Here is a 23,828-nt window from a genome sequence, read left to right on the forward strand (position 1 = left end):
AAACTACGCTGTTGCCCCCTTCGCGCAGGTCAGCTCATCAAAGCCATCTTCGCTCTCCAAGCCCGCGAATCAGGATGAAATACGTTCAGTGATCCGTACGACATCGACGGACCTGGCACCTACGAACACATCGACGGCCCCTGGTACATCTGGGAGGTCAGCGACTGGTAGGTAGGTGGCCCGTCCGTCTCGTGCACCAAGGGTTCATCAGGGCCGGAGCAGCTCGGCGAGGTGATCCGTTCGCCTTACGGGAGTCACCTTGGGAGCTATCCAGGCGGGCGATCATGGACTGGACTGAACAGCCCCGAACGGCCGGAGCCCTGACGATCAGCAGAACGAACGGCTTTGAACGTTCCTGGAGATTGTTCGAGGATCTACGGATTAGAAAGTGAGGCCGCACCCTCGATCCAGGAGCGCAGCCGATGGAGGATCTCGCGCAGGTGGGCGTCATCGGCGAGGCCGGGAGGTGCCCATACTTCCGTCCTGAGTTCGCTCTCGGCGTCGAGTTCGCCCCACAGTTCTTCGAACGAGTCCCTGATGCTCAACTCGCGCGGATCGGCGGCTTCGAACAGGCCGCGAAGGTCCTCGGCCAGCTTGGGTAAGGAGATTCCATCCGAGTCGTACAGGTCAAGTCGCGCAGCCATTTGGCCAATGAGAGCGCGTTTGTAGTCCTCCACGGCATCACCTTCTCGATTTATGCCGACGGCCGACAGTTGGTACCGTCCCGAGGATGCTCAAGCTGCGGTGGAGAGGACGTCCTGGGGGGACGTCCCCACAGGGCGAGAGCGGAGCGAGATGGGGCCTGATCGACAACGGAACGCCCAGTGGCGATAGCGATGCGACGCGGGCAGGGTTCCCCCATTCACCGTTTTGATGTTGATGGGCGGTGGACCGATACACGAGGGTGCTGACGCCGCACCCCGCATACTTTTCCTTTCATCCGTCCCATTCGGTTGCAACCTGTCCTTAAGTGCCGCCGTCCATGATCCGATCATGGGGAAGACGACGCGGGAGCGCCGTAACAGACGGCAGCGATGGGAAGCGGCCCGAGCGCGCGAGGGGGCGCGGGCTCAGCGGCGACGGGAGGCTGCCCGAGCACACGCGAAGGCGCAGGAGCAGCACCTCAACACGAACGGCTCTTCCTCGACGGCTCGGAGGACCGGCGAGATCGGCGCGAACCTGTTCGTTGGGCTGGGGATGCTTATGCTGCTCTTCGCGCTGGTGGGATTTCCGGTCCTCATCATCGACTCCACCGTGCCCGACGTGCGGACGGCGCTCGGCATGGAAGGCGAACCCGGGACCGCGACCGTCCTATCCTGCCGTGAGTATCGGAGGGCACGCCGCGCCGCCACCCAATACGACTGCAAGGTCCGGTTCGTGTTCGAGGACCCGGCCAGAGCACCGATTGTCATCCAGACCGTGGCGGAGACAAAGGCAGGCGAGATATTTCCGGCCGCGATCAGCACGGAGGGAGACCTTGCCATCCCTACCGGCACCCGAGGCGTATGGAGAGTCATGCCGGTGATGAGTGTCGTCCTGGTCATCCCGGCCATACTGCTGTTCTCCATCGGCATCCTGGTGGAATCCAGGGCGATGAAGATCGGCACGGGCGTACTGGTAGCTGTCATGGCCGTGGCCATGACCGGAGGATTCGCACTCGGCCGGTAAAACGCCGGTCAGGCCGGCGCGGTCCGACCCAAGGTCGGTGCGTCATGTGTAGGTCGCCGTCGGATTCGTAAGCACCGGCGGCCATCGACGCAGCCGTTGAGTGAGGGGTACGGGAATGGAGGACGGTTGACTTGGGTGGATCTGAACAGCCGGGCTTTTGGATTGGCAAGGAAGTCGGCTCTGAGTTAGCCTGAATATTCCCTGGATTATTCGGACATATGCATCCGATAACACCTCATTCCCCCATTTCTCCGCCGTCCCCTTGCTGCTCCGTCCTCGAGTGCATCGAAGCGAGGCACTGGCCAGGAGGTAAGGCAGGTCATACGCTCCGATCGTGGCGGACATAGGCTATTTCGAGGCGTGGCAGATGTGGCTGAACGGCAGGTCCACCTTGGGAAACGACATGTTCGGCCTGCCGATGATCTGGTGGGGCAGGGCCGGGAAAATCGCGGCCTTCGTCAGCGGTATGACGATCCTGCTCGACATCGCGGGTCCCGAGCGTCTCACGTCGTTCGCAGGTCGGCTACACGCCCTCGTTCAGGCTCTCTGGAGCCACGCGTTGATATATTCGTTTTCGGTTGCCTCGTTTGTCATGGCGTTCAGCTGGGTCGCCATATGGGACCTCGTATGGAGCATCGACATTCCCGTACCGGTTGCTGTCTCCGGCTTGGATGTGTTCGTCGGCCTCCTCAGGATTGTCGCCATCGTCGCGCTGTGCTTTCTGCTCCCCCTGGCCATAGCAGGAACCGTACTTGTCATCGACAAGGTGTGCGCGAAGCTGCCTACGATTTTCACGCATCCCCGCGCGGTTCACATCCGTATTGTGGCGGCCGCACTACTGATCGTCGGTTTCCATTTCGATCTGCTCGCCTCATAACTCGTTCCCAATAGCTTCCCCTGCGACCGGGTTGCCAGGGGTGCTATACGCCGATGTCGGGTGAGGTGAAGTAGGCGGCGCTCTCGGCGTCCGTCGGGTAGTAGGACTCGATCGCGACCTCGTCCAGGGTGATGTCCATCGGAGTGCCGAAGGTGGTGGTCGTCGAGAACAGTCGCAGTTCCCGCCCGCCGAAGTTGAAGATCATTGGGATGGCGATCTCGGACTCGACCGGCTGGCTCGCGTCCTCCGGGTGGGGGGCGAGGAGGTCCTCGTAGAGTGCGGTGAGCTCGGGGTCGGGAGCCGTGGCAAGCTGTCGTGTGATCCGGATGCGCAGCACCGCACGCACCTGCGCGAGGTTGACGATGTGCGGAGCGAGGCCGCGCGGATCCAATCCCAGCCGCACCATGTTGATCGGCGGGGTCAGCAGGTCGGGGGCGACGTCGGTGAGGAACGGGGCGATGGCGCGATTGCGCATCACGATGTTCCATCGGCGGTCGACGGCCAGTGCCGGATACGGCTCATGCGCGCGCAGCACCCGTTCGATCGCGCTCCAGGCCGCCGCCAGCGCTTGCTGATCGAGCGGTCGCTCGGCATAGCGGGGCGCGAAGCCGGCGGCCAGCAGCAGCCGGTTGCGCTCACGTAATGGCACGTCGAGCTGCTCGGCCAGCCGCAGGATCATCTCGGTGCTCGGGTGGGACTTGCCGGTCTCCACCAGGCTGACGTGACGAGCCGACACGTCGGCGGCGATCGCGAGGTCCAGCTGGCTGAGTCGCCGGCGATGCCGCCACTGCCGCAGCAGTTCACCCACCGTGTACATGGACGTCGATGCTACTCATCGAACAGCCGGGCGCCATGAAATGGGATTTCATCGACAATCTTCCCGGAAGGTGGAAACACTGCTGCCCATGACCACGCAGAACATGGCTTACGACAACAAGAGCATCGTCCAGCAGGCGCTGACGGCGCTGGTCGCGACCGGTGACGTCGACGCGCTCGCGCCGTTGCTGAGTGACGACTTCCTGCACCACCGGCCGGACGCGACCTCCCGGACGAAGCCGGAATGGCTGGCCGCCGTGGGCGCCGCGCTCGTCCCGCTCGCCGGCATGCAGGTCGAGATCCAGCACGTGCTGGCCGACGGCGAACACGTCGTGATGCATTCGCGGCGCCGGCTGCCCGGTGCCGGGCCGGAGATCACGGTCGTCGACATCTGGCGGCTCGACGACGGTCTGATCGCCGAGGCGTGGGAGATCATCGAGCCGACCTCCCACGCGGCCGCCAACCTGAAGTGGTGGGAGATTCGCTGATCGCCGACCGTACGGCATGCCGGTCGATGGCCCGCGCCGCGACAATGTCGCGTTCGGGCTGAGCGGGGTGGGTCGCACATCTCCGCGTCACGCCAGGATCGAGGGAGAGGCGCACAGTACGCGGCCCGGGCCTCGAAAAGGCGCGCCGTGCGCGGCCCGGGCCTCGAAGGGGCGTGCCGTACGCGGCCGAGGGCTCCGGGAGCGTCGGAAGACGAGCTTGCGGGATGAACGGCAGGTCAGCTCTTCTCCGCCAGGCGCCGCCGAGCGGCCTCCCATCGCCGCATCCCACCCTCTTCTTCGGAGTCCTCCTCGTACCAGCCGGTTCCCGAGACCCAGGTCTCAAGCCAGTCGGGCAGGCTCTCGGAGTCGACGTACCATGCGTCGTGCCAGTCGTCTTCGATTCCGTTCGGCTCGAAGAGCAGTATCGTGCCCGCAGGGGTCCGGCAGTCCATCGCGGCGTACATGCCGCAGCCCCAGTCCAGGATCGGCAGGACCTCCGCCGGCCAGTACGCCTTCTCGCCAGGCCCTGAGGCCGCGCGTTCCTCGTGGTAGACGCTCACGGCGGTGCGGCCCTCTCCCAGGAGCGGGAAGAGCTGGTATTCGGGGCCGAAGCCGCCGTCGGCCACCTCCCGATAGAGCCGTGCGAACAGCGGAGGAAGCCCGAAACCCAGGATGTTCTCCGCCCGCGCGACCTCTTCCTCCGTCGCGGCGGGAGGCAGTCGTTCTTCGCTCGCGCTCGCCTTCGTGAACACGCGCCGGAGGAGGTCGTCGATGTCTGTCACGGCGACGATCCTGCCATCCGCCCACGACAGATTCCCCTGATCGAGAGCCGTCCCGAGTCGCCTCTCCGGCGCGTGAGACGAAGTATGGGAGAAGGTTGAAGCCGACCTGCCTACGGTGCCTCTTCGACGGTGGGCACCCGATTGCCCAGTCCGTGAGGCATCAGCAGGAAGACCTTGGGGGACAGCCGGTCCATGTCCCCGCCTCTGCCGAACACCAGGCCGGCGGCGAAGTCGACGAACTGTTTCGCCTCGTCGTCCGTGAGCCCGTTGAGGTCCATCACCACGGGCATGCCCGTACGGAAGAAGTGTCCGACGTAGATCGCCTCGTTGTAGTTCTGGGGACGTAGTGTTTTGACCACCGGACAAGTCTCCACCGTCCGTCACAGCCGTCAAGGTGTCTTCTGCTTGGAACCCGCGAATATGTCGCGTACCCGGGAGTGATCGCGTGACCGAGTCCGGCAGGCTTCTGTACGTCATCGTGTGCGCGGCGGGCGCCGCCCGGGACGTCGGCCGTCTCGTCGCCCTCGCCCTGGACGAGGGCTGGGTCGTCCAGGTCGTCGCGACCCCGTCCGCGCTGGACTTCATCGACGTCCCCGCCCTGGAACGGCAGACCGGACGTCCCGTCCGCAGCCGGTATCGAAGGCCGGACGAGCCCAAGCCGCCCAGGGCCGACGCGATCATCGTCGCCCCCGCCACCTACAACACCGTCAACAAGTTCGCCCAGGGCATCGCCGACACCTACGCCCTCGGCCTCCTCGCCGAGGCACCCGGCCTCGGCATCCCCGTGGTCGTCCTTCCCTTCGTCAACGACGCTCTCGCCACACGCGCGCCGTTCCGCCGGAGCGTCGAGGGCCTCAGGGCCGAAGGCGTCCGCGTCCTGCCCAGCCCTTCCGGACCCGACCCGGCCGACACCGGAGACGAATGGGCCCTCGCTCTCCAGGAGATCTCGGGGAAACAGGCTTACCCTCGGTCGAACAGGCAGTAGGCGGCCGTCGCGTCGTCGTGGGTTTTCGTCCGGGGCCAGCGGGAGCCGTCGGAATCGGTGTCCTCCGCCTCGCGGACCCTGCGGATCAGCTCGCCGGGTCCTGAGCGTTCGAGGATGTCGAGGGCCTCGCGCCAGGTGGTCAGCCCGAACAGGTCGACGAGCCGGGAGGCTCCGTCGCTGAGCAGGGCGGCCGCCCGGACCCGGTCGGCGGGGAGCGTGCCGGTGAGCGACCGTTCGGCGGTGAGCGGGTCGACGGCGGCGATCCAGAAGCCGCCTTCGCGGTTGCGGTGGTCCCGCATGGTCTCCACGTACTCCCGGCGCGCGGTCACGTGCTCGGCGCTTCCGTGGGCGAGGCTGTCCATGGCCGACCGATGCGCCCTGCCGATCCGGTTCACCCGGTCGTCACAGACGACCGTCGGCTCCTGCTCGCCGACCACGTCCAGGAGGAGGACGGAGTCCGACAGGACGAGGAAGTCCAGGTTGCCCGCCATACGGCGGACCATGATCACTGTGGCGGACGGCGATCCGGGGTGGGTGAGGTCGCAGAGGAAGTGGTGGAGGGAGGCGACGGCTTTTATGCCGTTCGCGAGTATCTCCGTGAGCGTTCCCGTGTCCTGCGTCATGCCCGCGAGGAGGGTCGAGCCCAGGGAGCGTACGTACCAGCCGACGCCGTGAACGCATCCGGTCTCCGCCCCCGCGGGGGTGCCGGCGCCGTCGAGGAGGACGTAGGCGTCCGGGGTCGCCCCGAAGAAGTCCTCGTTGTCTTCGCTGTCCGCGCTGTCCGCGCTGTCCAGGGTGTCCGTGATACCTGCGGCGTCCGTGGTTTTGTCGGCGTCCGCGTTCTGCCTGCCGGGTGCCGCTTCGGTGGCGAAGGTGATGCGCATCGGGTCGGAGCTCCTCGTGCTGGACGGGCGTGCGCGTTTCCCTCACGAGTTCCCCGGTTGGAACGGCGTACTCCCACTCACTCCGCGGGGGACGTCCGCGGCGTACTCTCGCGTGCACTTCGCGCGGGACGTATTCCGCGGCTTACCGCCGTGGCACATCCTCAGGCCTCCAGGGCGTCCCGTACGGCGATTCGTGGATCCGGGGCAGGGCGTCACCGGTCCTTCGAGGTAGGCGCACCGGTGCGGGGACGAGCGAGGCAGATGAGCCGGGCACGGAAAAACCAGGGCACGGAGACGCCGGGGATGGGACACCGGAGCGCGGCGACCGGGATCCGGGGCGCGGGACGGACCATCGGAGAGGGTGGATCCTCGGTGGGGATGGACCCTCAGAGGGGGCGGAGGTCAGTACGAGGGTTCGGAAATGGACTCGGCCCGGTAGACGTCCAGCGGTCCCTCCTCGTCCTCGTCCTCGCCCACCTTCCTCAGCAGCAGGGTTCTGCTGCCGATTTTCAGGGAACGTTCGCCGTTGATCTCCGTGGACGCGAACACCGTGACCGCGTGACCGTGCATATCGCGCACCTGGTCATATTCCGGTCCGTCAGGAATCTCCAATTTGATGCGCCTCATCTGGAATGTCACTCTTCCAGTGTGAAAGCCGCGGCCCGGAAAATCGATCGTGCGTATGACGATATTTGGCATCATTTTTGACTGAAAAGGTATGAATGTAAGGCCCCTGCCGAGGTTCGGGTCCGTACGGTCGGCGGTGGCCGCCATGCCGGCGCGCCGCTCGGCCACGTCACCCGGCCGGGGAGCGGGTCAGGGCAGGGGATCGATCTCGATGTTCTGGTCGTACTGGACGAGCTCCGCCCCGCGATCGGTGAGGATGGGCCACTTGGTGGCGCGGGCACACCAGACGACGTGTCCGGCCGTGATGTCGCGCGATCCGTCGAGGATCTCCGCGATGTCCCCGACCTTCCCGTGGGTGAAGTCGTCGATCTTCACGCCGGGTGTCGTGACGAGCTCGAACAGCTCCACCTGGGTCGAGATCGGGGAGATGGACAGGACGGCCGCGAGACTGGTCGCCGGGACGCATATCCCGCCGCCACGGAAGAGACACATGGCCGCGACGCTGCGCGAGTATTCGGTCTTCGCCACCGCGATGTCGACCAGTGCGCTCACGTCGAGCACTCGACCGGGAAGCATGGCTCAGCGCCTCCGGAAGCGACGAATGCCGATCTGGCCCCACTCCGCCTCGGAGAGCTGGTCGACCCCGAGGGAGTCGGCCGCCGTGTCGAGGTCATCGCGATGCAGGTTCCAGCGGCGCATCAGAGTGATCACGTGGGGTTTGTTGCCGATCTCTCTCTGGAGGGCCGCGTGGATCACGTCGGCGAGGCGGTTTCCGGTCAGCCGCGCCTTACGGGAAAGCGCCTCATAATCCGCTTTATCCAGCTCTATGGTGATAGCTGTATCAGAAACCGGTGCGCTGATTTCCTTTTGCCCTTCTCTGAGCTGAAGGTGCGCCAGCCACAGCGGAACCGAATCCGATTCTTGTCTGGCGCCATCGTGATCATTTGATGATGGTTTTTCCGATCCTGTGCCGTCTCGCCATGCCGGCATGGAGTGGGCCATGCGTTCGACAGTAGCTGCGAATTGCGGATTATGGCAGCACTTCTGCATCAAAGGTCATCACTGCTGGAACCCCGGCGGTTGAATGTCGGGATTCGTAGGAGCGGAAGGATCACCGGGGTTCGTGGGGCCGGAGGGAGCGGAAGGATCGCCGGGATTCGTAGGAGTGGAAGGATCGCCGGGGTTCGTGGGGGCGGAAGGATCGCCGGGATTCGTAGGAACGGAGGGATCACCGGGGTTCGTAGGAGCGGTGGGAGCAGTGGGATCGGTGGGGGCGGTCGCGCCGGGGCTGGGGGTGGTCGCGCCGCAGAGTCCCAGGGCCCGCCGCTGCGCGGCTATCTGGTCGACCGGAGCCTGGTAGGTGAGCCGCTCCTCGGGCGACGGTTCGTACCGCCACGCACTGCTCTCGAAGACGAAGCCGAACTCCGTCGTCTCGCCGAGCCTGGCCGCCTCGACCTTGGCGCTGTCTCCGGTGATCGTGACGGTGGAGATGGTGAGCGGGGAGTTCGTCACGGGCGGCGGGCAGATCTCGAACAGCCTCACATACTCCTCCCGCGCGATGAGCCCCTGCGCCTCGACGGTCCACAGGTCCCAGAAGTCGCCGTACAACCCGCTGCTGTAGGCGTCGAGTGCCGGCTGGACGGCCTGGCGGACCGAGACCTCCGAGTGCTCGCCGCCGCCTGTCGGGGATGTGCTCGGCGGTGACGAGGGCGGGTTGAGCACCGTGAGAACGGTGATGAGGGCCCCGATGGCCACCCCGACGGCCATGATGACTATCGCGGCCAGCCCGCGTCCTGTCTCGCCACGTGGCGGCTGGCCGTACTGCGGCGGGTAGCCCACGTGCGGTCTCCGGGGGGCTGGCAAGAGCGGATAAAAGTGATCATAACGCTCGCAGCTCTCGGCTGACCACGTCATCGGTCCGGTGATCGCGCTGGAGTCGACATTTAGGTAAACATCGACAAATCGCCCGAATCTAGGGCAAACCTACTGGGAAATTACCTACCATGCGAGACCATTTGCGCTTCTATCGGCATCGATGGTTCAAGGCGTGGATCGCCCTGATCGTTCTGTCCTTCTCGCTCATCACCATGATGCAGGTGGCCGGTAACCAGGCCGTCCTGCCCGCGGCCTTCTTCTACGGGGCGGCAGCCGGGCCCATCGCGCTCCTGCTCGCCGTCCACGACCGTATCCACATCGCCACCAGCGTGCCGGCCATGACGCTGGCGAGCATGTTCATGTTCGGCGGGGGCGTCGCGCTCCTGCTCGGCGGCTACTTCGACGCGCTTCTCATCTCCGAGAAGAACAGCACCTCGATCCTGCGGGTCGGCTGGATCGAGGAACCCGCGAAACTTGTCCCGCCCCTCGCGGTCGCGCTCACCGGCCGCCACCTCACCAAGGCCGCGGGGATCGCACTCGGCCTGGCGTGCGCGACCGGGTTCGCGATCATGGAGTCGATGGCCTACGCCTGGAAGAGCGTCGCCAACCACGACGGTGCCATGGGCGCGGGCACGGTCCTTCTCCTGCGCGGCCTCAGCACCCCCTTCAGCCACCTCGTCTGGACGGGCCTGGTCTGCGCGGTGGCCTTCGGCGTCTGGGAGGTCCGGGGGCGCGCCGTCGTCGCCCTGCCCATCGTCGTCGCCTTCGTCACGGCGGCCATGCTCCACTCGCTCAGCGACGGCCTGCTCATCCTGGACATCCCCCGGCCGGCGAGGCTGTTCTTCATCGCCACCGCCGTGACGAGCTACTGGCTGTTCCACCGGGCCACCCGAGATCTGAAACCGGTGCCGCCCCTGGAACCGGAACCGTCCCGCGCCTGATCCGCGGGGTCGGAGTCCCGCGCTGATCCGCTGGGTCAGAGCTGTGCCAGCAGCCACCGAGGCCCGGTGACCTCGGCGCCCAGTTCCGTGACCCGCTCGCGCAGTCCTCGGTCGGCGGTGACGACCAGGACGTGCTCCCACGGCCGCGCGTCCCGTACGGCCTGGACGACGGCGTCGTCCCCGCTCCCCGGCGCGGCGATCACCCGGACGCCGGGTACGGAGGTGACGCCGCGGGCGGCTCCCTCGACGATCGCGGTCAGCCTGGGAAACCAGCGTGCCAGCGTCGGCGTACGGCCGGGCACGGTCAACCGGCCGTCGCCGGCGCTCGCGCCGATCTCGGCGAGCAGTCTGGACGCCGCCCCCGCGCGATCCCTCCACCAGCCGTGTTCGGCGCGGGCGCCCACGATGTTGGCGATGTCGAGGACGACGAGGGAGGGGGTGAGCGCGAGGCCGACGACCGGCCAGGTCGCGGCGAAGCCGGGGTGGAGCTCCCTCGCGGTGATCTCCTCGGTGGGGACCCAGCGCAGGTCGTCGCTCTCGGCGCTGGCGGGGACCACGCGCAGCAGCTCGGAGGCCTCGGCGATCACGGTCTCGAAGGACCAGCCGCCGTGGTCGTCGAGGTAGACGCCCTGGACCCGTAGATCGGTACCGTCCAGCGCGGCCTCCTCGAAGGCCTCGCGCAGCGCGGTCTCGATCGTGTCCTCGTGGCTGTCGCGGGCGCCGCCCGGCAGTCCCCAGGTGCCGCCGTGGTGGCTCCACGCGGCGCGCTTCTGCATCAGGACGCGGGGCCCGTCCGCGGGGTCGTGGTGGACGGCGAGCAGACCGGCCGCGCCGTACACCCCCCAGTGCCGGTGCCCGAGATCGCACCGGGCCCAACCGTCCCCATCCCTCGCCGTCATGACTTCATGATGTCCCAGGGCATGCTTGAGGATTCTCCGCCCCCGGCCGATCAGGGAGACGCCGGGGATGGAGGGGACGGCCGGCAGGTAAAAATCGTTCATGCTGCCATGTCATGATCCGGCATACTTGCCGTTTTGATCCTCGTTGAAGGACTCGCATGTATCCGAGCGCGCGTTTCGCACCTGTTCGCGTCCTGCGGCCGGTCCGCGCGTTCGCGACCGTGGCCCTCACCCTGATCGCACTGAACTCGGTCTTCGCCGCGGGGACCTCGGTGCTTCGGCTCCTCTACCGGGAGGGCTGGTCGTGGCGGGCGGCCGACGAGTGGAACGCCGTGTTCGCGCTGCTCCTCTCCCCGATCCTCCTTCTTTTCCTGGCCCTCCAACTGGCGGCGGGCATCGCCTTCATGTGCTGGTCGTTCCGCGCCCGGGCCAACGCGTACGCGATCTCTCCCGGTGTTCTCCACAGGTACGCCACGCCGTTCCTGGTGTTCGGATGGATCGCCCCCCTCGTCAACCTGTTCGTCCCTAAGGGGCTCGTCGACGACATCCTGACCACCTCAAGGCCCGGCGGGCTGCGGCCGGGAACCGACCTCTACCGGTACCGGGGGCGCCGCTCGGGTCTGGTCTGGGCGTGGTGGCTGACATGGCTGGCGTGGGCGGTGATGGAGGCGGCGTCCGTACCTCTGGGGTACGCGGGCATGACCGTTGCGGAGACCGCCGTCCTCGTCGCCTGCGTCCTGCTGCCGATCGCCGCAGGCCTGCTCGCCGCCCGGGTCATCCTGAAGATCACCAACCTTCAGGAGAGCGCCCGTGCCGGCCTGCCCGCGGGAAGAGGCCCCCTGAAGAGGCAGGAGCCACCGGTGGGTTCCTACCTCGGTCTCACCACCGTCGTCGTACGCGACTACGACGAGGCCATCGGCTTCTACCTGAACGTCCTTGGCTTCGAACTCCTGGAGGACACGCCGCTGGGCGACGGCAGGCGCTGGGTGACCGTCCGTCCGCGCGGCGCCGGGGAGACGGCGCTGCTGCTCGCACGCGCCAACGGTCCTGAGCAGGAGGCGAGGGTCGGCGACCAGACCGGCGGCAGGGTCGGCCTGTTCCTGCACACCGACGACTTCCTCCGCGACTACGAACGCCTGCTGGCGGCGGGCGTCGTCTTCGAGGAGGCCCCGCGCAGTGAGCCGTACGGCCAGGTCGTCGTCTTCCAGGACCTGTACGGCAACCGCTGGGACCTGCTCCAGCCCGCCGACGTCTCCCCGGCGTACGGCTAGCCCGGCCCTGCTCGGTGTGCCGGGCTCAGCTCCCGCCCTTCGCGAAGTGCTGGTAGTCCCTGGCGCCTGACCAGGAGCCGCCCCACTCCCAGCCCTTCTGCTCGAAGGCCCTGACCACGCGGTCACCTGGGTTGATCACCCCGGGAGCCTTCAGCGGGCGCTCGGCGAACTCGCGGGCGTTCTTGTGCGACACCGAGCCGTTGGCGTACACGTACGGGTTCTCGCGCGGGTTGATGTCGATCGCCCGGCCGTAGGCGTGCTTGGACCAGTTGCTCGTCCCCTCCACGGGGCGGCAGTTGAAGGCCGAGGTGTTGTCGGCCTCGATGGAGGCGAAGTCGCTGGCCTTGTAGACGTCGACGAGCTCCATCCTGCGGATCGGCCAGCGCCAGTCGTACAGGCGACGGAAGACGGAGACGATGTCGTCGGTGACGTCCTTGTTCACGACCAGCTCGCCGGTGTGTGGTTTGTCGTCGAAGCCCCAGTAGGTCATCGTGATCAGCCGCAGGTCGCCGACCGGGACCGGGCATCCGGGCCGCCACGAGTGTTCGAGCCGTTCACGGGCGACCCGGGAGATCTTCGCGGCGAACTCCGGCGGGCCTGTCGGGGTCGGCGACACCGTGGTGGACGGGCCGGCCGTCGGCGTCGCGGCGGACGGCTCCGGGGGGGTCACCCCGGTGGAGGGCGAGGACGCCGAGATCGGCGCGGAGGTGGCCGGGGGCGCGGCCGGGGCGGGCTGGGAGGTGGCCGGGCCACACGCGGCCGCCGCCAGGCAGCCGGCGGTCGCCGCGAGCACGGCCCGCGTACGGATCATGAATCGGGAACCTGACACGTGCCGCCTCCTCAGAAAAACGGACAAAAGCGACAAAAAGCTATTGTAGGCGACCGGCCCGCCCGGGGTGGGAGGTGGCTGCGGCGGCGATCCACCCGTGGTCGATCGTAGGCTCCGGCGGTCAGGCCCCGATCCCGGCGACGTTCTCCGAGGGGGTGTTCTTCGAGGGGGTGCCGCTTACGGCCGGATTTGTGGTCGCTTGGCGTGGGGGCCCACATTCCTTGGGGAGGCTTTTCATCGAAACGTATCGCGCCTGTGTTCGAACCCGCGCTACAGTCATGGGCACGGGATCGAACACGGGTTCGGTCTGACGTTCTCCCAGGTGAGGGGTGTGCCATGGCGACGCTCGCGGTGCCGTCGACGACGCGCCCCCCGCTCCCTCGCCCGTCGGCGGAGGGCGGCGCGACACGCCGTAGCGCTTTCTACGGAATTCTAAGCAGGCCGCTATATCCCGTCATAAAGTCCGAGAGCGTGGACCCCGTGCGCAATCCCTACGCTCCCGGTGCCGGACAACGCCCCCCGGAGCTCGCCGGCCGCGACCGCGAGCTGCAGCAGTTCGAGATCGTCCTGGAACGGGTGGCCAGAGGGCGCCCCGAGCGCAGCATGGTGGTCACCGGGCTGCGCGGCGTGGGCAAGACCGTTCTGCTCAACACCTTCAAGTCGATGGCCATGCAGCGGTTGTGGGGCACCGGCAAGATCGAGGCGAGACCCGACCAGTCGATCCGGCGTCCGGTGGCCGCCGCCCTGCACATGGCGATCAGAGAGCTCGCCCCGAGACATCGGGCGCCCGAGCGCATCGAGGAGTTCCTCGGCGTGCTCAAAGCGTTCGCGATGCGCGACCCGTCCGCGGCCAAGGGCACCTCACACTGGTCGCCCGCGATCGACGTGCCCGCGGGCCGGGGGCGGGCCGACTCCGGAGACCTGGAGATCGACCTCACCGAGCTGTTCGTCGACGCCGCCGCGGTCGCCACCGACCTGGGGGTCGGCATCGCCCTGTTCATCGACGAGATGCAGGACGTGCAGGCCCCCGACGTCTCGGCGCTCTGCGCGGCCTGCCACGAGCTCTCCCAGAGCGGCGGCCCGCTGATCGTGGTCGGCGCCGGGCTGCCGCACCTGCCCAGCGTGCTCTCGGCGAGCAAGAGTTACTCCGAGCGCCTCTTCCGCTACGCGAGGATCGATCGCCTCGACCGGGAGGCGGCCGACCTCGCGCTCATCGCCCCGGCCGAGAGCGAGGGCGTGGAGTTCACCCAGGACGCCCTCGACGCCCTCTATGTGGCCGCCGACGGTTACCCCTACTTCGTCCAGGCGTACGGCAAGGTCGCCTGGGACCTGGCGCTGCGCAGCCCGATCACCGCCGATGACATCAGGGTCTCCGCGCCGGAGGCCGAGGAGGAGCTCGCGGTCGGGTTCTTCGGCAGCCGCTACGAGCGGGCCACCCCCGCCGAGCGCGACTACATGCACGCCATGGCCGCCATCGGCGACGAGCCCGTCGCCACCGCCGAGGTGGCCGAAGGGCTCGGCCGCAAGCCGTCGAGCCTCTCCCCGGCCCGCGACAGCCTCATCAAGAAGGGCCTCATCTACAGCGCGGAACGCGGGCTGATCGCGTTCACCGTTCCGCACTTCGGAAAATTCCTGCGGTCACAACCGATCTGATCGAACATTTGTTCGATATAGTGTACGGGAACCCCTAGCCCTCTATATGGCTCTCTAGTGGGGAAGCTAGAGAGCCATATAGAGTTCAATCGTGCTGCCCTAGGAAAATCTAGGGCTCTCTAGCGTCCAGCCGAGATCGGCAGAGATTCCGGCAGAGACTCCGTCGCCACCGGCCGCCCGTCCAGACCGACCATGGCGACCCGCACCGCCGGGTGCCGTCCGCTCAGATAGATCGCGAAGACCACGTCGACGGGGTCGCCCGTGTGGCTGTTGCCGGGATAGACGAAGAACCGCCAGCACAGCTCCCGCCAGCTGTCGACCGGATCCTTGCTCGACAGCAGTCCCAGGTGCGAACGCCAGACGGCGCTCGACCGCAGCCGTCCGAGCGCGGTGGCCGGGTCGAGGCGGCGCTGCTCGCAGGGCGCCCGGTGGCGGAGCCTCGCGACCGTCTCCTCGATCTCCGGTGAGAGCGCGGCGAGCAGCAGCAGCCCCGCGAGCGCGGCCGACGCGTGGGTCCACGTCAGATCCGCCGTCGACTCCCAGCCGGAGATCCCCGGGGTGAGGAGCAGTCCGAGGGACATCGCCGTCAGCACCATGGTGCGGCCGAGTGACCGCCGTCCCACCGGGAGCGCGCTGACCTCGCCGAAGCAGCCGCAGCCCGCGTCCGGACGGCGACGCCGCAGCTCCCACAGGACGTAGGTGGAGACCGCGAAGAACCCGGCGGTCGCCCACCGGAAGAACGGATGGCCGGTCAGCAGCAGCCCGCTCGCCAGGAACAACTCCACGAACGCGCAGCACAGCATCGCCGGCGCGCGCCAGCGCTCGGGCACCAGCACGGCCGGCCCCAGCTTGCTCAGCATGCCCGGCTCGGTCTCGCGTACGACCGTTCCGACCTTCGCGACCGTGCCCGCGACCAGCAGCACGAACACGACCGGCAGCTGTGCGGCGGCGATCGTCGTCAACATCCGTGTCACCCCATTCCAAGCCGGGCGTTGAAGCACCCGGTGGTCAGGTCTCCGCCGAGTTCCACGAAGGAACTCGGTGACAGTTCCAGAATCCGGCCGCGCGGGGAGGTGCCGCACTCCAGGCACCGGTCACAGAATCGGCCGGCGAGGCAGCCGCAGGCCACGATCGGCAGGAGCGAGGTGCGCCCGGCGCACACGTTGCGCACGTTGAGCATCGACCCCAGCGCCAGGTACGGCAACCCCGCGCAGGACACACCGGTGTCGTCGCACGCCGTGTCGGCCCGCTCCAGCATGGGGTAGGCCACCCCCTGCTCTCCGTCGTCGAAGGTGTCCGACCAGGTCGCCGTGCCCGAGATCCGCGACTGCACGCCGACGTAGCCGGAGGGCGGTGGCGGTACGGCCGTCCACCGGTAGGGCGGCTGCGAGGTCGCGGGCAACCGCGCCCGCGCCGCACCGTCCTCGCGGACCCCGATGGCGTCGAACAGATAGCCGGGCTCGAACCGCGGATGCCTCACCCGCAGCCGGCCTGAGGAGCGGTAGGGGATGACGATCGTGCGCCGCCCGCGGTGCGGCCCGCAGTACAGCTCCACGGTGTGGTCCTTGCCCTCGGTACCGATCGACTGGATCACCCCGGTGATCCTGGTGATGTCCGCCCAGATCCGGTCCACGACCCGGCCGGACCGCAGCGCCTTGATAATCACGTTGGCCCCCCGGGGGAGGTCGGCGGGGCTGACGGCCTCACCGCGCCAGGCGGTCGCCCACGGGGCGATGACGAGCCGCTCCTCCTCGCCCTCCGGGGTGTCGATGACGATCAGATGCGGGCTGACGTCGAGGACGGTGCCGCTGACCGCGTGGAAGGACTCGCCTTCGAAGGGGAGAGGGCCCGGTTCCTGGACGGCCCGGCCAAGCGCGGCGGCAGCCAGCGTACGGCGGCGATCGGCGCTGCGATAGGGCATCGTCGCTCCCCAATTCTGCGAGGTGTCGCAGCCAGCGTCACACGCTTCGCGGAATCCCGCTGTCCGCTCCACGAATAATCACGGCAGGTGTCCAACCAGGTACTAAAGTTCCCCTCCCTGGTGGAACGCATTGGTGCCCACCCCACAACAAACCGCTATCTAATGGTTCTTGCGTGCTCCATCGCCCATCGAAGCCGATCTTTACCTTTGATGGATGAAATATAGATTTCGGTTCAGCCGCAGTATGGGTTCGGGCTGCGATTCTGGCACCTAAGCACCTGGAGCACAGGCTGGTGATCGCGGTGACCGGCGGGACCGACGAGGAGTTCCGCGAGTATGTCCTTGCTCGCGGCCCCGCGCTGCTGCGTGCCGCCTACCGGCTCACCGGGCATCCGAGCGACGCCGAGGACCTGCTGCAGGCGGCGCTGGTCAAGACCTATCTCGCCTGGGACCGCATCCAGGACCGCGGCGCCCTGGACGGATACGTACGCCGGGCGATGGTCAACATCAACATCTCCTGGTGGCGGCGGCGCAAGCTGGAGGAGTATCCGTCGGGCGAGCTGCCCGAGCCGGTCGCCGCGGGCGGCCAACACCTTCCGGAACGTGTCGAGCAGGCCCTCGACCGGCTGCCCACCCGGATGCGGACCGCCGTCGTCCTGCGCTACTACGAGGACATGACCGAGCCGGAGATCGCCAAGGCCCTGGGGATCAGCATCGGGACGGTCAAGAGCACGGTCTCCCGGGGAATGGCCAAACTCCGCGGGGACCTCACGCCCTCCGAGCCGCGGCACCTGGATCGGACGGGATGAGCGCGCCCTGCTCCTGCCGGAAGTCCTCGGCCCCCGCGGTGGCGCACGGTCGTACGGCGTCGCGGATGGTCCTGAGGGTGGCGAGGAAGGAGTCGAGCTCCGCGGGAGGGAGAAGCCCGGTGAACCAGGTCTCGATGTCGATCAGGTGTTGCGGGAGGACCTCGCCGAGCCGGTCGACGCCGGTCTCGGTGATGGCCGCGTAGGAGGCCCGCCGGTCGGTGGGACACGCCTGTCTCATGACCAGGCCCTCGCGCTCCAGCCGGTCGACGACCCGGGTCGTCCCGCTCGTGGACAGGCTCGTCTGCGCCGCCAGATCGCTCATGCGCAGCCGCCGCTGTGGCGAGCGCGCCAGCCTGACCAACGTCTCGAAGTCGACCTCCGAAAGCCCCGCGGCCGCGAAGGACTCGTGCGACTTCGCCGCGATGCCGCTGTAGACCTCGGCGAGGAGGCCCATCGCCGTCAGCCGGGGGTCGTCAAAGTGGTTCACGGTCATACCCTACCCGACAGTAGTTGACGAGAGGAATATTTCTCGTGTAGAAATCTGTTGACGCAATCATCCAATCGGCAAGCATCTCTTCGGGAGCAGAAAATGACCACTCGGACCTGGGAGAACCTTCAGATCCCCGCCCCGGGCACCTACGCTCTGGACGTCGCCCACACCCAGATCGGCTTCGTCGTCAAGCACATGATGGTGAGCAAGGTCCGCGGTCACTTCAACGAGTTCGCCGGCACCGTCACCATCGCCGAGAACCCCCTCGACTCCTCCGCGCAGCTTTCGATCAAGACCGCGAGCATCACCACCGGTGCTCCCGACCGTGACGGCCACCTGCGCAGCGACGACTTCCTTTCCGCGGAGAAGTTCCCCGAGCTGACCTTCCGCAGCACCCGCGTTCTGGGTCACTCCGGTGACGAGTTCACCCTCGTCGGTGACCTCACCATCCGCGACGTCACCAAGCCGGTCGAGCTCACCGTCGAGTACGGCGGCGCCGGCACCAACCCGTGGGGCCAGGACGTCTGGGGCTTCTCGATCAAGGCCGAGATCGACCGCGAGGAGTTCGGCCTGACCTGGAACCAGGCGCTGGAGACCGGCGGCGTCCTGGTCGGCAAGAAGATCAAGATCGAGATCGAGGGCGAGGCCAACCCGGCCGCCTGATCTCCGTGACCACCCGAGGTCCCACCGGGCGGTCGGGGCCTCGGAAGTGTTCACGTGGTGAGATGTAGCGTCTCGCGAACTGGGAATCCACAGGATTTCCGCCACACCCAGCTGCGGATTCCCCGGTTTGTCCACAGGGGCGAGGAGAGTTATCCACTGCTTGTGGATAACTCTCCCCCAACTCTTGCCCGAGACGTGATCGTTAACCACTTTGCCGCCTTGCCTGATGGCCGGTACTCTGTGCTGAGCCGAACGGCAACCAGGAGGCTTCGCCTAGTCAGGTCTATGGCGCCGCACTGCTAATGCGGTTTGGGTTTACCGCCCATCCGGGGTTCAAATCCCCGAGCCTCCGCAGATCAGAGGCCCTCTCCCGAGTCTTGGGAGAGGGCCTTTTTGATCTCTGAACCCTGTCAGGGTTGCAGTTTGGGTTGCAGTTCTCACGCGTCGCCCCAGAGGGCGGCTCCCATGCGGGTGCTCGCGTCCTGCATCAACGCGCCGGCCACGTGGGTGTAGCGCTCGGTGGTGGTCACCCGCGCGTGGCCGAGGATCTCTTGTACGACGCGGATATGCACACCTTGTTCCACAAGGAGTGTTCCGGCTGTGTGACGAGCGTCGTGGAGTCGTGCGTCACGAACGCCCGCCCGCTTCAGGAGCGCTTTCCACACCTTGTAGTCCTCGCTCCGTTCCATCGGCTTGCCGTGCCGGGTGGTGAACACAAGATCGTGTTCTTCCCACAGATCTCCCGCCTTTTCCCGTTCGGCCGCCTGTGCGTCGCGATGAGCCCGCAGGAGAGGTAGCAGCTCGGGAGGGCACTGAAGGGTGAGCTTGCTCCGCCCTTTGCGCTGACGAAAGACCATGCCACCACCCGTGCGCTTTGGGCAGCGATCCGCGTGACCGGTGCACCCCTTTGGGCATGTGCGCTTCGGGCAGACGTGACCGTGCCTCTTACATGCCTTGGGGCAGTCCGGCCGGTGCTTGTGCTCGGTGCATCGCTTCTTGCACGGCCAGCGATGCCACTCCTTGCCACACTCGTGGGGGTCACCACAGCCGTGTTCCCATGGCTTGCGCTGCACTTGATACCACGCCTTGATTACCCCGGTCTCCAAGTCGACGAACGACCACCGCAGCCCGAGGGCTTCCCCCTGGCGGATTCCGAGTGACAGCGCGACCGACCACCTCGCCGCGTTGCGCCTGGTCTTGGCAGCTTCCAAAACCTTGCGCGCCTCGTTGCGGGTCAGCGGCTCAAGGTCAGGGTCGTTGGCTACCGGCGCGTCAATTAGCGTCGCGACGTTCTTAGTCACCTTGCTCCGGCGAACCGCGATCTTGAGTGCGCGAGAAAGAATGCGATGAATCTTGAGCACTGTGCTAGGCGAGAGCCCGCTTTCCAACATGGTCGAATACGCCTGGTCGAGGTGCTCCGGCGTGAGCTTGTCGAGTCGGTGACGGCCGAGCAGTGGCTTAATCCAGTGCTCCGCCTTGGACCGGTAATCATCGAGCGTCCGGGGAGCCATCGTGCCCGAGGCGACGAGGCGAGCACAGATCACGTCGAGGTATTCGGCCATCCACTCGGCGAGCGTGGGAGGCCGACCCGGCTTGCTGACCTGGCCTGCCTCACGCTCCTTTTCCAACTTGGCAACGCTGGCGGTCACCTCGGCTTGGGTCTTGCCTTTACGGTGCCGACGATCGGGTGAACCGTCCGGCTTGACCCCCACCGTGACCCACCCGTGCCACTTGCCATCTTTGCCGAGGTAGATAGAAGAACGGCCGTTGGGCTTTCTGGTTGCCATCACGCCGCCTCGTCATGTGAGAGTCCTGCCTTGGCCTCCAGCGCGCGGGCGAACTCATGGAGCGCCCACCGGGGAACCAGCCGGTATCCCTCGTCTTTGATCGACTTGAGTTCGCCAGACTTGATCAGCCGAAAGACAGCCGTACGACTCATGCCGAGCATCACGGCGGCATCCTTGGGCCGGTAGAACAGTGGTTCCATGTCAGGCCGCCTCTCCGATTATCGAAAGATCTTCGATGGGTTGTCCGTCTGCTCTGGCTTGGAGTTCGATCAGGCGTGCGCGGGTGCGCTGGCGGTTGGCGACCTCGCGCAGCAGTCGTTTGGCCAGTGGGGTGCGGTTGGGGTCTTTGGAGGAGACCGGGCGCCAGACGTAGCGGTGCGGATCGGTCACGGTGTCGTCGGGCAGGCCGAGCATGTCGAGCACCCAGGCCCGCCGATCCTGCTTGTGTTCGCGCAGGGTCTTGTTCGACCACTTACGGGAGACCAGGACGCGCCGTCCGGCGTAGCCGAGGTGGTCGGTCTTGTGGGCCTTGCCCCGGCATCGGCCCGGCACCATGCCCGCCTTGGCCCCCTTGGGCTGCACGCCATAGCGGAGCCAGTTCGCGCACGCCGGGGAGCACGGTTCGTAGCGCAGCGCGTCGACCATGCGGGTGACGTGGTCGCGACGGGCCTGGTTGTCGGTGTCCTTCGGGTCGAGGGGGTCGCCGAGGTTCTTGGTCAGGTATTTGGACAGGTAGATGAGGCACTGGTCGGCATCCGGTGATCCGGCGAGCACGCCCTGAACATCGGCTTGGGCACCGAAGCGGACCACGTGCAGGGGTTCGGCCGCCTCGTCGGTGCCGAGCTGGTCGAGTGCCTCGTCCCAGGTGGGTAGGAGTTCCCCGGTGGCCGGGTCGAGGTAGTCGCCGGCTTGGCCGTCCGGGTAGGGCTCAGCCCGTTCGGTCCGCTCGCTCCAGAGCGGCAGGCGGTCACCGTCGAAGCGGACCTCATCGACGGACGGCCACCACACCTGGTGGTAGGTCGCGGCGGCGATCGCCTTGACCTCAGCGCGCGGCATGGTCCCGCGGATCGCCATGTGCAGATGCGGCGCGAGCCGTTTTTGAGGTTCGACGGTGGCGAAGTACTGCACGTCATAGCCCGCCACCCGCCGCAGGTTCTGCACGAACCGGTCGACCAGCTTGGAGAAGTGCAGCGCGTCGCGGGCCGCGCGAGCGTAGTCGTAGGTGGCCGGGGTGACCGGGACGCCGTTGTCGATGCGTCCGTAGGAGGGAAGCGTCAGGGTGATGAACAGCGACGGCCGGTAGACCTTGCCGTCGGAGGCTATGAACGTCCGCCCCAGGGTGGTGTTCTGCTTGGCCCGCTTGGGCAGATCCGGCGCATCCTGACGACGCCTCGTCGAACGAGAACGCTTGGGAGTCGACCGGCCACCCAGGACGTTGCCCCGCATCCCGGCGGCGTTGATCTCGGCATCGATGCCCGCGATGGCCTCGTCCCAGTCAAGGGTGTCCTCCCCGTCGCGTTCGGCCGCGTCCCGCTTGGCTTGCACATCGGCCCGGAACTCGATCAGCCACCTCTGGTCGTCGGTGGAGGGGTGAGGTTCGGCGACGGGTTCAGCCTCCAGGTGCCAGCCCTCCCGGCACTGAGCCTTACGAAGCTGCTTGTTGCGCTGAGCGCAGGGCGGGCATTTGGCTTCCTGGGTGGCGCCGCAGGGGATGTTGAACGACTCGACGGTGCCGGTGTGGGTGTCCAGGCGCCGCAGTTCGAGGGGGCGGATGCAGACGCCGTTGAGTTTGGCGACCTCCACCGCCACGTCGAGGGCGAAGGGCAGGGTGTCGCGCACCAGGCGGGGAAGGGTGCGATCAGAGCCGTCCGGCGAGGAGGAGGCGGGGGATGCGGGGGTGTCGGTCACTGTTCCTTCTCCTCTCGGTCGAGTCGGTCGAGCACGTCGGCGGTGAAGCGGTAGGCGTCGCCGTAGGGGTCGCGGCGCAGCCGGATGTTCACCAGGTCCGACAGCACCAGCTCAAAGCGCGCCGGAGAGTCGGACAGGGAGCCCAGGAGGCGGAAGGGGATCGCGTCGATCTCGGCGAGGCTGCCCTGAATGATGATCTTCACTGGGCTGCCTCCCCGGCGAAGTCGGCGACCATCGCGCGAATATCGGCATCAGAGACGTAGCCGGCACGAGCGCGGATCGGATCGGGTGAGGTCTCCAAGCGGACGTAGCCGATGCCCGCCCCCTGCTCGGAGATCGGGGAGATGTGATCGGCCAGCGCGCCCCGGTCACGGGCGCCGTCGCCGAGGACCATGTCCACCTGCTCGGACTCATCCAGCCGCAACGCGATCTTGTCGGGGAACAGGTTGCGGACGTTCATGACCTCCTTGCGCGGGTCCTGGAGCGCGGCCATCACGCCGAACCCGACCGCCCGGCCCTGCGTGGTGAGCGTGGCCAGCGCAGCGGAGATGCGGAGCTTGAGGCCCTTGTCGGATTGGTAGGCGGTCAGGAACGCCACCTCGTCGACGACCACCAGGACGAACGGGTCATCGACGGTGGGCGTGTGGGAGCGCTGGAGCCCGGCGAACCGATCGGCCCGCTCCTGCATCACAGCCACCGCCGCCTCCAGCAGATCGGCACAGGCCGCCGGAGTAGCGGCGTAGCGCTCACCGAACAGGTCGCGGCCGAAGGACAACTCCATGCGCTTGGGGTCCAGCGCCCAGACCTGGACCAGGCCCGCCCGCACCGCAGGCAGCAGGCCCCGGATGGTGGACCAGATGATCGAGCCTTTGCCCGCTCCGGTGGCACCGGCTACCAGGACGTGAGTGCCGTGGACGTTGAGCCGCCATGGGGTGCCGTCCTCGCATCGGCCGATCTCGACCGGTCCGACCGAGGCGACGTCGGGGATCGGGAGTGCGGGTAAGGGGGTGGCCAGCGGGTCACGCCGGGGGAAGGCCAGCAGTAACCGGCCTGAGCGGGCGATGGTGACGCGGCAGGAGGTGGCGCCGAAGCCGTGGGCGAGGTGGTCGAGGCGGTCGGTCCAGTCCTTGACCGACTGTCCGCTGATCATCTTCACCGTGACCACGTCCGCCCAGGAAGTACAGGAGACGCGGACGAGGTAGGGCAGGTAGTCGCGGCCTTGGAGGTGACGGCCGAGGCCGGAGACGATCATCACTGGTTGCCAGTGGCGCCGATAGACCCACACCAGGCGCCAGAAGGCCAGCAGTCGCCAGCCGATCCACCGGTTGAACGAGGCCCGATCGACGAACGGCCACGGCGCCAGCACCGAGAGCGGAACAGCGACGAGGACCAGGGCGACGCGCCAGCCGTACACGATGGCAACAGTGACGGGAATGGCGAGCACGGCCACGGCGATCGGGTGACGCCAGAGGAGCCGGACCATTCCGGCCAGCAGTCGCCACAGGAAGATGGTGATGGTGAAGATGGCCGGGGTCGTGACCACGGCCGGGCGGAAGACGACGGCGGTGTCGGGGGTGGTGGTGACGAGGGTTCGTGTCTCGTCACCGGGCAGTTTTTTGAACATTAGGCTGAAGCCCTCTCTTGATTCGCTGTCT

At 67.2% G+C, this 23,828-nt stretch carries 28 protein-coding genes, 1 tRNA gene and 1 pseudogene; 11 read left to right on the forward strand and 19 right to left on the reverse strand.

All coding sequences use genetic code 11. The annotated features are described in order from the left end of the window. Positions 1 to 374: 374 nt before the first annotated feature. Complete coding sequence (locus AB0B96_RS38550; protein WP_362906975.1) at positions 375 to 644, reverse strand: hypothetical protein; 270 nt, start codon at positions 642 to 644, stop codon at positions 375 to 377. 349 nt (positions 645 to 993) lie between these two features. Here AB0B96_RS38550 and AB0B96_RS38555 point away from each other — a divergent pair, with 349 nt between their 5' ends. Continuing rightward, positions 994 to 1,668: a hypothetical protein gene (locus tag AB0B96_RS38555; protein WP_362906977.1), complete on the forward strand. Its 675-nt coding sequence runs from the start codon at positions 994 to 996 to the stop codon at positions 1,666 to 1,668. A 334-nt stretch (positions 1,669 to 2,002) separates the two neighbouring features. Next, positions 2,003 to 2,545: a hypothetical protein gene (locus AB0B96_RS38560; protein ID WP_362906979.1), complete on the forward strand. Its 543-nt coding sequence runs from the start codon at positions 2,003 to 2,005 to the stop codon at positions 2,543 to 2,545. A 43-nt stretch (positions 2,546 to 2,588) separates the two neighbouring features. Here AB0B96_RS38560 and AB0B96_RS38565 read toward each other — a convergent pair whose 3' ends face one another. Then, the gene (locus AB0B96_RS38565; protein ID WP_362906981.1) at positions 2,589 to 3,362 is read right to left on the reverse strand and encodes a helix-turn-helix transcriptional regulator; all 774 of its coding nucleotides are present in this window, start codon (positions 3,360 to 3,362) and stop codon (positions 2,589 to 2,591) included. 88 nt (positions 3,363 to 3,450) lie between these two features. Between AB0B96_RS38565 and AB0B96_RS38570 the strand changes: the two genes are divergently transcribed. Then, entirely contained in the window at positions 3,451 to 3,849 is a 399-nt protein-coding gene (locus AB0B96_RS38570) for a nuclear transport factor 2 family protein (RefSeq protein WP_362906983.1), read from the forward strand. Positions 3,850 to 4,085: 236 nt separating this feature from the next. Here the strand turns inward: AB0B96_RS38570 and AB0B96_RS38575 are convergent, their stop codons facing one another. Beyond that, complete coding sequence (locus tag AB0B96_RS38575) at positions 4,086 to 4,631, reverse strand: SMI1/KNR4 family protein (protein ID WP_362906985.1); 546 nt, start codon at positions 4,629 to 4,631, stop codon at positions 4,086 to 4,088. Positions 4,632 to 4,741: 110 nt separating this feature from the next. Further along, positions 4,742 to 4,990, reverse strand: coding sequence for a cell division protein SepF (locus AB0B96_RS38580; RefSeq protein WP_350942069.1), 249 nt, complete (start codon positions 4,988 to 4,990; stop codon positions 4,742 to 4,744). Between the two features lie 86 nt (positions 4,991 to 5,076). Here AB0B96_RS38580 and AB0B96_RS38585 point away from each other — a divergent pair, with 86 nt between their 5' ends. Beyond that, the gene (locus AB0B96_RS38585) at positions 5,077 to 5,616 is read left to right on the forward strand and encodes a flavoprotein (protein ID WP_362906987.1); all 540 of its coding nucleotides are present in this window, start codon (positions 5,077 to 5,079) and stop codon (positions 5,614 to 5,616) included. Here AB0B96_RS38585 and AB0B96_RS38590 read toward each other — a convergent pair. The 5 genes from AB0B96_RS38590 to AB0B96_RS38610 all read right to left on the reverse strand — a co-directional run bounded on the left by AB0B96_RS38590 (position 5,592) and on the right by AB0B96_RS38610 (position 8,990). Beyond that, complete coding sequence (locus AB0B96_RS38590; RefSeq protein ID WP_362906989.1) at positions 5,592 to 6,500, reverse strand: integrase; 909 nt, start codon at positions 6,498 to 6,500, stop codon at positions 5,592 to 5,594. The two genes, AB0B96_RS38585 and AB0B96_RS38590, sit on opposite strands and share 25 nt — an antisense overlap. 402 nt (positions 6,501 to 6,902) lie before the next feature. Beyond that, on the reverse strand, positions 6,903 to 7,295 hold the full coding sequence (locus AB0B96_RS38595) for a hypothetical protein (RefSeq protein ID WP_362906991.1): 393 nt from the start codon (positions 7,293 to 7,295) through the stop codon (positions 6,903 to 6,905). 21 nt (positions 7,296 to 7,316) lie between these two features. Further along, on the reverse strand, positions 7,317 to 7,703 hold the full coding sequence (locus AB0B96_RS38600) for a hypothetical protein (protein WP_350942077.1): 387 nt from the start codon (positions 7,701 to 7,703) through the stop codon (positions 7,317 to 7,319). Positions 7,704 to 7,706: 3 nt separating this feature from the next. Beyond that, positions 7,707 to 8,129 carry a hypothetical protein gene (locus AB0B96_RS38605; RefSeq protein WP_362906993.1) on the reverse strand — a complete coding sequence of 141 codons (423 nt, stop codon included), beginning with the start codon at positions 8,127 to 8,129 and terminating at the stop codon, positions 7,707 to 7,709. Between the two features lie 57 nt (positions 8,130 to 8,186). Continuing rightward, on the reverse strand, positions 8,187 to 8,990 hold the full coding sequence (locus AB0B96_RS38610) for a hypothetical protein (RefSeq protein WP_362906995.1): 804 nt from the start codon (positions 8,988 to 8,990) through the stop codon (positions 8,187 to 8,189). Between the two features lie 140 nt (positions 8,991 to 9,130). Here AB0B96_RS38610 and AB0B96_RS38615 point away from each other — a divergent pair, with 140 nt between their 5' ends. After that, entirely contained in the window at positions 9,131 to 9,943 is an 813-nt protein-coding gene (locus AB0B96_RS38615) for a PrsW family glutamic-type intramembrane protease (protein ID WP_350942082.1), read from the forward strand. Between the two features lie 35 nt (positions 9,944 to 9,978). Here the strand turns inward: AB0B96_RS38615 and AB0B96_RS38620 are convergent, their stop codons facing one another. Beyond that, positions 9,979 to 10,944, reverse strand: a complete 966-nt coding sequence (locus AB0B96_RS38620; protein WP_362906998.1) for an NUDIX hydrolase — start codon at positions 10,942 to 10,944, stop codon at positions 9,979 to 9,981. Positions 10,945 to 11,000: 56 nt separating this feature from the next. On the opposite strand from AB0B96_RS38620, the pseudogene AB0B96_RS38625 reads away from it, so the two are divergent. Together AB0B96_RS38625 and AB0B96_RS38630 are read left to right on the forward strand one after the other, a co-directional pair. Next, positions 11,001 to 11,621: pseudogene (locus AB0B96_RS38625) on the forward strand (DUF4328 domain-containing protein); the annotation flags it as partial. Positions 11,622 to 11,702: 81 nt separating this feature from the next. Continuing rightward, positions 11,703 to 12,113: a VOC family protein gene (locus AB0B96_RS38630; RefSeq protein ID WP_362907065.1), complete on the forward strand. Its 411-nt coding sequence runs from the start codon at positions 11,703 to 11,705 to the stop codon at positions 12,111 to 12,113. 25 nt (positions 12,114 to 12,138) lie between these two features. On the opposite strand, the gene AB0B96_RS38635 is transcribed toward AB0B96_RS38630, so the two are convergent. Beyond that, the gene (locus AB0B96_RS38635; RefSeq protein ID WP_362907000.1) at positions 12,139 to 12,942 is read right to left on the reverse strand and encodes a M15 family metallopeptidase; all 804 of its coding nucleotides are present in this window, start codon (positions 12,940 to 12,942) and stop codon (positions 12,139 to 12,141) included. 471 nt (positions 12,943 to 13,413) lie between these two features. On the opposite strand from AB0B96_RS38635, the gene AB0B96_RS38640 reads away from it, so the two are divergent. After that, on the forward strand, positions 13,414 to 14,595 hold the full coding sequence (locus tag AB0B96_RS38640; protein ID WP_362907002.1) for an ATP-binding protein: 1,182 nt from the start codon (positions 13,414 to 13,416) through the stop codon (positions 14,593 to 14,595). 119 nt (positions 14,596 to 14,714) lie between these two features. On the opposite strand, the gene AB0B96_RS38645 is transcribed toward AB0B96_RS38640, so the two are convergent. Both AB0B96_RS38645 and AB0B96_RS38650 read right to left on the reverse strand, forming a co-directional pair. Beyond that, the gene (locus tag AB0B96_RS38645) at positions 14,715 to 15,560 is read right to left on the reverse strand and encodes a MauE/DoxX family redox-associated membrane protein (protein WP_362907004.1); all 846 of its coding nucleotides are present in this window, start codon (positions 15,558 to 15,560) and stop codon (positions 14,715 to 14,717) included. A 5-nt stretch (positions 15,561 to 15,565) separates the two neighbouring features. Then, the gene (locus AB0B96_RS38650) at positions 15,566 to 16,516 is read right to left on the reverse strand and encodes a hypothetical protein (protein WP_362907006.1); all 951 of its coding nucleotides are present in this window, start codon (positions 16,514 to 16,516) and stop codon (positions 15,566 to 15,568) included. Between the two features lie 302 nt (positions 16,517 to 16,818). Here AB0B96_RS38650 and AB0B96_RS38655 point away from each other — a divergent pair, with 302 nt between their 5' ends. Beyond that, a complete protein-coding gene (locus AB0B96_RS38655) occupies positions 16,819 to 17,325 on the forward strand; it encodes a SigE family RNA polymerase sigma factor (protein ID WP_362907066.1) in 507 nt (168 codons plus the stop codon). Here the strand turns inward: AB0B96_RS38655 and AB0B96_RS38660 are convergent. Further along, entirely contained in the window at positions 17,285 to 17,818 is a 534-nt protein-coding gene (locus AB0B96_RS38660; RefSeq protein WP_362907008.1) for a MarR family transcriptional regulator, read from the reverse strand. The two genes, AB0B96_RS38655 and AB0B96_RS38660, sit on opposite strands and share 41 nt — an antisense overlap. Positions 17,819 to 17,914: 96 nt before the next feature. Here AB0B96_RS38660 and AB0B96_RS38665 point away from each other — a divergent pair, with 96 nt between their 5' ends. Both AB0B96_RS38665 and AB0B96_RS38670 read left to right on the forward strand, forming a co-directional pair. Beyond that, the gene (locus AB0B96_RS38665; protein ID WP_344915082.1) at positions 17,915 to 18,478 is read left to right on the forward strand and encodes a YceI family protein; all 564 of its coding nucleotides are present in this window, start codon (positions 17,915 to 17,917) and stop codon (positions 18,476 to 18,478) included. A gap of 262 nt (positions 18,479 to 18,740) precedes the next feature. Further along, a tRNA-Ser gene (locus AB0B96_RS38670) sits at positions 18,741 to 18,830 on the forward strand. 85 nt (positions 18,831 to 18,915) lie between these two features. Here the strand turns inward: AB0B96_RS38670 and AB0B96_RS38675 are convergent. Genes AB0B96_RS38675 through AB0B96_RS38695 form a run of 5 tightly spaced genes read right to left on the reverse strand, consistent with a single transcriptional unit; the run spans position 18,916 to position 23,797 of the window. Further along, complete coding sequence (locus AB0B96_RS38675; RefSeq protein ID WP_362907011.1) at positions 18,916 to 20,265, reverse strand: tyrosine-type recombinase/integrase; 1,350 nt, start codon at positions 20,263 to 20,265, stop codon at positions 18,916 to 18,918. Next, on the reverse strand, positions 20,265 to 20,465 hold the full coding sequence (locus tag AB0B96_RS38680) for a helix-turn-helix domain-containing protein (RefSeq protein WP_362842364.1): 201 nt from the start codon (positions 20,463 to 20,465) through the stop codon (positions 20,265 to 20,267). Before AB0B96_RS38680 ends, AB0B96_RS38675 begins: the two co-directional genes overlap by 1 nt. Position 20,466: 1 nt before the next feature. Next, entirely contained in the window at positions 20,467 to 22,173 is a 1,707-nt protein-coding gene (locus AB0B96_RS38685) for a replication initiator (protein ID WP_362907013.1), read from the reverse strand. Beyond that, on the reverse strand, positions 22,170 to 22,376 hold the full coding sequence (locus tag AB0B96_RS38690) for a hypothetical protein (protein WP_362907015.1): 207 nt from the start codon (positions 22,374 to 22,376) through the stop codon (positions 22,170 to 22,172). Before AB0B96_RS38690 ends, AB0B96_RS38685 begins: the two co-directional genes overlap by 4 nt. Further along, positions 22,373 to 23,797, reverse strand: a complete 1,425-nt coding sequence (locus tag AB0B96_RS38695; protein WP_362907017.1) for an FtsK/SpoIIIE domain-containing protein — start codon at positions 23,795 to 23,797, stop codon at positions 22,373 to 22,375. The genes AB0B96_RS38690 and AB0B96_RS38695 overlap by 4 nt, the downstream gene beginning before the upstream one ends. Between the last annotated feature and the right edge of the window lie 31 nt (positions 23,798 to 23,828).

This window comes from Streptosporangium sp. NPDC049046, assembly GCF_040649155.1.
Lineage (GTDB): Bacteria > Actinomycetota > Actinomycetes > Streptosporangiales > Streptosporangiaceae > Streptosporangium.